Raw genomic sequence first — 5904 nt, 5'->3', positions numbered from 1 at the left:
TGGGAGTCATTCACCGCGCGGACGCGCGGTGGCTGGATTCCTGTGACAGGCACAGGAATGAGGGAGGTTGGGGTGGGCCTCCGGGCAGAACGGTTGCGAGGGATGGGTGAGGCACTGTTGGGGTGGGCCTCGCGGCAGGACGGTTGCGAGGGCCGGGCGAGGCATTGCTGGGTGGCGCTGAAAGGGCCGTGTCGGGTGGTGGAGGCTGCGGAAGGCCTCTGCCGCGATGCCTGACGCCTGCTTTGGGCGGCGACGCCCCCTCCCCACCCTCATCCCTGTGCCCGTCACAGGGATCCAGCCTGCCCAAGTCCTTGGGCAGGAGAGACTCGTTTGCCTGCCGTATATGGGAGTCATTCACCGCGCGGACGCGCGGTGGCTGGATTCCTGTGACAGGCACAGGAATGAGGGAGGTTGGGGTGGGCCTCCGGGCAGAACGGTTGCGAGGGATGGGTGAGGCACTGTTGGGGTGGTTGGGGTGGGCCTTCCGGCAGAGCGGTTGCGAGGGATGGGTGAGGCGCTGTTGGGGTGGCGGTGAGAGGGCCGTGTCGAGTGGTGGAGGCTGCGGCGGTCTTTGCCGCCATGCCCGACGCCTGCTTTGGGCGGCGACGCCCCCTCCCCCACCCTCATCCCTGTGCTTGTCACAGGGATCCAGCCTGCCCAAGTCCTTGGGCAGGAGAGACTCGTTTGCTTGCGGCATATGGGAGTCACTCACCGCGCAGACGCAAGCTGGCTGGATTCCTGTGACGGGCACAGGAATGAGGGAGGTCGGGGATAGCTCACCGCGTCCCAACGGCCTCCTCTGCCGAACAATCACCCCCGCAAGAACTGCGAGCCGCTGTCGAAACTCAGCCCCGGAAAAATCTTCCCCGTCAGGTCCTCGGCCGACACATCGAACTGCCGGTAGAGCATCGCCGCCGCAAGCTCGCGCACGTCGGCCGTCGGCATCAGGTCGCGGTCATCCAGCAGCGCCCCGTCGCCAAGCCCCGGCCATTTGCCGAGAATGCGCCCGCCGTCGATAGCCCCGCCGGCCAGCACCGCGCAGCCGCCGGTGCCGTGATCCGTCCCGGAAGAACCGTTCTCGCGCACCGTGCGGCCGAATTCCGTCATGGCAAGCACCACCGTCTTCGACCAGACATCCGGCCCCATCGTCGCCTTCAGCGTCGTGATCGCCTGCGCCAGATCCTGCACCGGCCGCCTGAACTGGCCGAGCTGGCCGACATGCGTATCCCAGCCGGTGATGGAGAAGCTGGCGATGCGGTAATCGCCCTTCAGCATGTTGCCGGCGAGAGCGGCGACGTCGCCGATCTTCTCGCCGCGCTCCCCGGAAGGTTCCGACAGCATCGCCGCACTGTCGGCCCGCATCGCCTCGTCCATCGCCTTCGCGAAGGCCGGATCGCCGGCATAGAGCCGCATCAGGAACTGCATCTCGTCCTTGGCCGGCCCGAGATTGGAATCCGAGGCCCAGACATCGACATTGTTCGGCCCGGTCAGGATCAGCTCGGTGGACGTGTTGACGTCGATCGCCTTGCGCGCAGCCGGGCGCGGCATGACGGCGAGCGCCCGGTTGAGCCAGCCGGTCTTTTCCTCGGCCACATGCTCGCCGCCCGATTCCAGCATGTCCTGCCCGTCGAAATGGCTGCGCTGGTCGCGGTAGGGCGTGGAAACGGCATGCACGAAGGCAAGCTCCCTCGCCTTCCACAGCGGCATCAGGCCGGCCGCCGCCGGATTGAGCCCGAAGTGGCCGTCGAGATCGAGAAGCCCCCTGTCGGGCGTGAGCGCGAGCGTGGGCCGCAGCGCCGCAAAGCCGGCATCGCCATAGGGCTGCACGAGATCGAGCCCGTCCATCGCCCCGCGCAGCACGATCGTCACGAAACGGTTGTCGCCGGGCATCGCCGCGAAGGTGACGGGCGTAAGGATGGGGGCTGCGGCAAGACAGCAGGCGGAGGCGAGGAAACCGCGGCGCGAAAGCGTAAAGCCTGTCATGACGGAGATCCTTATCGGCGGTTGAATTCGGGGGAATCGAGCACCAGCGTCAGCCCGCTCGTCCGGCTCGGCGCCTGCGAGACGACGCGGATCGTCTCGTCGCGGGCGGCATCGGCAAGCGTGGCCTTCAGGAATTGCCGCGGATCGGCATCCCTGCCGAACTGGGCGCTGGCGCGCCGCGCCCAGGCAAGCCGTTCGGAAAGCTGGCTGGCGGTGATCCAGGCGGAAAAACTCTCCTCGAAACCGGCCGGGCTCGGCGGCAGCCATGTCGGCTGGCCCATGCGCCGCAGCGCGCCCTGCCCGAGCGCGCGCGCCGTCTGGAAGGCCTTGCGCCGCTTGATGCGCGCCTCGTCCTCCGGGCCGGGCGGCGCCTGCATGGGCTGCTGGCCGGCGCCCGCATCCTTCCTCTGCGCCATGGCGGCCATGTCGTCGCCGTCGGCATCGTCCTGCCGGTAGGCCTGCATGAAGGCCGCGACGTCGCCGGCGCCGGCCCCGCTATCCAGTGCCCGAAGCCCGCTGACGATATAATCGAAAGGCTGGCGCGCCTTGGCGCCCTCGTTTGCCCAGGCGGCGGGATGGTCGAGCATGGCGCGGTAGACGGCGGTCAGGTCGCCATCCGTCTTCATCCAGGCCTCGCTCATGGCCGCGATCATCTCCTGCGGCGGCTGGTCGGAGACGAAATGCACCGCGAGCTTGCGGCTGATATGCCCGGCCGTCTTCGGATGCACGGCGAGATCGTCGAGCATGGCGAGATAATCGCCGCGTGTGCGCTTCGCCCCGCCATAGCCGACGCCGAGGACCCGATGTTCGCCGGGTTCGGAAATCTGCGGCCGGAAGGCCGTCTGCATCTGCTGCTGGTCGACCGTCAGCCCGGTCAGCACCATCGCCGCCGCGCGCACGTCGGCCTGCGTATAACCGCTGCCGGCACCCAGCGTGTGCAGTTCCAGAAGCTCGCGGCCGAGATTTTCGTTCAGCCCCTTGTTGCGCCGCATGCCGCCGCTGGAATCCGGCCCCAGCGATTGCGCCTGATCGAGATAGATGAGCATGGCAGGATGCGCGGTGGCGGCGCGCAGCAGCGTCGCGAACCTTCCGCCCATGAAGGGCCGGATCGCCTCGGCCTCATAGAGCGGCACGATCAGCCGCATCGGCACGCTCTTGGCGGCGCTGGTGGAAAAATGGTTGGTCCAGAACGTCGCCAGCCGCTCGTTGAACCCGTCGGGCGAAAGCACCGCCTGCATCAGCCGCGCATTGGCATCCATCTGGAACAGAAGCTGCGCGCGCCGCTGCAGGGCGCGCCGCTGCTGCCGGCGCGCGAGATCGTCGCCGCCGGCCTGCCGGATCTGTCTCAGCCGGTCCTGCAGGTCGAGGATTTCCGCCTGCCGCGCCGCGACGCCGCCCACGGGAAAACCCGGCACGGCAGCCGCGCCGCGGCCGACCTGCGCAATCAGCTCATCCTTCGTCTGCGCCAGCGCCTCGCCCGGCCGCAGCCCGTAGCCGAAGCGGATCGCCGCCATCGTCGGAAAAGACAGGCTCATGACCGTTCACCTCTTCATCACCGGATGGTGACAGGGTCTCAGCCAATTGCGACGCCACGGTGTAGGAAATGCGGCGATTTCCCGACATGGACGATTTGTAATCTGTTGAAATCGTTGGAGACTATGCCCGGAAGATGAAGGACGCCCCAACCGCGATCAGCGCAAAACCGATCGCATGGTTCCAGGTCAGGTTCTCGCCCAGCCAGAAGATCGAGAAACCGGAAAAGACGATGAGCGTGATGACTTCCTGCATCGTCTTCAGCTGCGCCGTCGAATAGACCGTGGAGCCGATGCGGTTGGCCGGCACCGCCAGGCAATATTCGAAGAAGGCGATGCCCCAGCTGGCAACGATGGCAATGAAGATCGCGCTGCCCTTGTGCTTCAGGTGGCCGTACCAGGCGAAGGTCATGAAGATATTGGAGGCAAAGAGCATGATCACCGGCCAGAAGGCGGCCGGATTGAGCGAAAAGGGCATGGTCGATCCTGTGGGCTGATCCTGCGGATGAATTGCGAACGGGTGAAACACGAGCCTTTTACCCGCGCCTTGCGGGCAATCAAGTCTCCAGGCCCATATTGCCCTGCCGGCCGCATTATTGGGATGAGCGATAAAGACGCGGGCCGGACATGTCCTGCGGCGGCTCGCCCTCCACCATCACCTTGTTGCGCCCGCCCTCCTTGGCCGCATAGAGCGCCCTGTCGGCGCGCGCGATCTGCTCGTAGAGGGAATGGTCGGCGGCACTCGCGCCGGCCACGCCGAAGCTTGCCGTGATCCCGCCGGCCGGCTTGCGCTCGACCGCCGCAAAGGCCAGCCGCACCCGGTTGGCGAAATCGGCGGCGGCCACCAGCGGCGTGGAAGGCAGGAAGACCACGAATTCCTCGCCGCCGAAACGCGCCGCAAGGCCGCCCTCCGGCAGCCGCGCCTCCAGTATCCCGGCAAAGGCGCGGATCATCTCGTCGCCGGGGCCATGGCCGAACGTGTCGTTCACCCATTTGAAATTGTCGATGTCGCAGATGATGACGGCCCCTTCCGCCCCCTTGCGCTCCCCGGCCAGACGGTCGAAGCCGCGCCGGTTCAGCATGCCGGTCAGCGGATCGCGCTCGGCCGCGTCGCGATGGGCGATGATCGTGTCGAACGTCGCGGCCGCCAGCGCAGACAGCGCAAAGACCAGCGCCAGAACCGATGCCGAGGCCTGCATGGCGAAGGCATATTGCGACGCGATGAAATCTTCGTGCCCGCCATAGGAGGGCACGACGAAGACGAAGACGACGTTGCGGACCACCGTATCGGCCACCACGAGGCCGGAGACGGCGACGAGCACCCTGTCTGCCGCATGGCGCATCCGTTTCAGGCTGGCGACGATCGCAAAGGCAAGCAGCGCCGCGCAGCCGAAATCGTCGAGCAGGAATTCAGCCGGAATGCTTCCGCGCACCAGCACCGCATAAAGGATGCCGGCGTAAACCGCCCCGGCAAAACCCAGACGCAGCGCCAGCCGCGACGGCTGCCCGAAACGGGCAAGCAGCGCGCCGCCATAAAAGACGAAGGAAATGAGGAAGAGCGCATCGGCAACCAGCGAGGCCCTGCGCTCGCCAAGCAGCCCGTCGACCAGCGGCACGCAAAAGGCCGCCGCCGCGACCAGATAACCCGGCCCCCACAACGTCGCCTCCCGCGACCCGAAGCGGCCGACGATCAGAAAGGTGCAGCCGAAAATCAGCATCATGACCGGCAGCAGGAAGGCGAAATTACTATCCATGTATCCTCGCGGCGGGACGTGGCACGGAACCGGCGCAGCCACGCAAGCTAGGGCAATGATCTTAAGAAAGAAAAAACCGGCCGGGGCAAGAAACCGGACCGCGATCGACCCTGCCGCCGCGCCCGCAGCCGCAGGGAAAGGCCGGCAGCCGACTTGCGTCTGCAAGCCGAAGAGACTCCTGAAGAACAGACCGCTCGCCGCATGCCAGGAGGGAGGAAGCCGGCTGCTCTCCCGCGTATTCGCCAGCACTGCGAGCTTGCCGCGAGAACAAGAGTCTTCCGCCGCGTGGACACGCGGCTGCTGGATCCCTGTGACAGGCACAGGGATGAGGTGGTTGGGGTGGGCCTCGCGGCAGAGCGGTTGCGAGGGCTGGGCGAGGCACTGCTGGGTGGCGGTGAAAGGGCCGTGCCGGGTGGAGGAGGCTGTGGAAGGCCCCTTGCCGCCATCCCCGACGCCTGCCCGACGCCGGCTTTGGGCAGCGACGCTTCCCTCCCCACCTCATCCCTGTGCTTGTTGTACGGCCTTGATACATACCTGACAGATGTTCGGAGACATACCTGACACTTCCGAGATGGTTTCTCGGGAGGTTTGGATGGTTTGGCGGTCGAGGTCTGTTGTGGATGAGCGTTTGGAAT

4 protein-coding genes are annotated in these 5904 nt (G+C 66.5%); all 4 read right to left on the bottom strand.

The genetic code is table 11. From position 1 onward, the window contains the following. Positions 1-810 precede the first annotated feature (810 nt). The 4 genes from ACFPWW_RS26095 to ACFPWW_RS26080 all read right to left on the bottom strand — a co-directional run bounded on the left by ACFPWW_RS26095 (position 811) and on the right by ACFPWW_RS26080 (position 5269). Positions 811-1983, bottom strand: coding sequence for a DUF1501 domain-containing protein (locus ACFPWW_RS26095; RefSeq protein ID WP_377313927.1), 1173 nt, complete (start codon positions 1981-1983; stop codon positions 811-813). A gap of 11 nt (positions 1984-1994) precedes the next feature. Further along, positions 1995-3518, bottom strand: a complete 1524-nt coding sequence (locus tag ACFPWW_RS26090; RefSeq protein WP_377313925.1) for a DUF1800 domain-containing protein — start codon at positions 3516-3518, stop codon at positions 1995-1997. Between the two features lie 121 nt (positions 3519-3639). Beyond that, positions 3640-3993, bottom strand: a complete 354-nt coding sequence (locus ACFPWW_RS26085; protein ID WP_112564143.1) for a DMT family protein — start codon at positions 3991-3993, stop codon at positions 3640-3642. A 115-nt stretch (positions 3994-4108) separates the two neighbouring features. Continuing rightward, positions 4109-5269, bottom strand: a complete 1161-nt coding sequence (locus ACFPWW_RS26080) for a sensor domain-containing diguanylate cyclase (RefSeq protein WP_377313923.1) — start codon at positions 5267-5269, stop codon at positions 4109-4111. Between the last annotated feature and the right edge of the window lie 635 nt (positions 5270-5904).

It is taken from the genome of Rhizobium sp. GCM10022189 (assembly GCF_042656325.1).
GTDB lineage: Bacteria > Pseudomonadota > Alphaproteobacteria > Rhizobiales > Rhizobiaceae > Rhizobium.
The sequence above is the reverse complement of the archived record's forward strand: the minus strand, read 5'-3'. Positions and strand labels throughout refer to the sequence as shown.

Coding starts and splice junctions, on each gene's coding strand:
- ACFPWW_RS26095 (WP_377313927.1), bottom strand. CDS start 1,983: ATGACAGGCTTTACGCTTTCGCGCCGCGGTTTCCTCGCCTCCGCCTGC.
- ACFPWW_RS26090 (WP_377313925.1), bottom strand. CDS start 3,518: ATGAGCCTGTCTTTTCCGACGATGGCGGCGATCCGCTTCGGCTACGGG.
- ACFPWW_RS26085 (WP_112564143.1), bottom strand. CDS start 3,993: ATGCCCTTTTCGCTCAATCCGGCCGCCTTCTGGCCGGTGATCATGCTC.
- ACFPWW_RS26080 (WP_377313923.1), bottom strand. CDS start 5,269: ATGGATAGTAATTTCGCCTTCCTGCTGCCGGTCATGATGCTGATTTTC.